This window comes from Cellulomonas bogoriensis 69B4 = DSM 16987 (assembly GCF_000767165.1).
Taxonomy (GTDB): Bacteria; Actinomycetota; Actinomycetes; order Actinomycetales; family Cellulomonadaceae; genus Actinotalea; species Actinotalea bogoriensis.
The window spans coordinates 1-572 of record NZ_AXCZ01000435.1 but is presented as its reverse complement, the minus strand read 5'-3'; the positions used below and the strand labels follow the sequence as shown (position 1 = coordinate 572).

Genomic DNA, 572 nt, shown 5'->3' with positions numbered 1-572 from the left:
GGCCGGTGGTGCGTTGAGCCGGGCGAGCTCCCGCGCGGCTGCACCGGCCACCCGTGCCCTGGCGTCCAGCAGCACCGGTGCCAGCAGCTCGAGGGCGTCCTCTCGGGTGGTGCTCGCGGCAACCGCGGCCACAGCGGCTGCCCGCACACGGGGGCTCGCGTGCCGGAGCCCGGCGATGATGCACTCCAGGTCACCGTCGGCGCCGGTGTGGGCGAGGCCCTCCAGGCACGCGACGACCACCCGCGCCGGGGCATCCGGCTGGAGCTCGCGGCGGTAGACCTCCGCGACCTCCCCACCGCGCTGCCGCGCACGCCGACGTGCCTCGTCCCGCACACGCGAGGCCGGGTCGAGCAGCAGGGCCCGGAGCAACCCGTCATCGCCCTCCACGTCCGGGAGCCCCCTCAACGCAGTCAGACGCACCGCGGCTGACCTGGCCCCGAGCAAGACCTGCAGCGGTCGGGTGTCACCGGTCTCGGTCAGCCACTGCGCGCAGTGCCCCTGCACCCACTGGTCCCGGTCGCCCAGGGCGGCCGCCACCAGGGCCTCGGTGGTGATCAACCCTTGCCCGTGCG

The 572-nt window shown here is 75.7% G+C and carries 1 protein-coding gene; it reads right to left on the bottom strand.

What is annotated here, in order from left to right; all coding sequences use genetic code 11:
• A partial coding sequence (locus N869_RS15875) for a hypothetical protein (protein WP_198026118.1) occupies nt 1-558 on the bottom strand: 558 nt, incomplete at its 3' end.
• Nucleotides 559-572 lie beyond the last annotated feature (14 nt).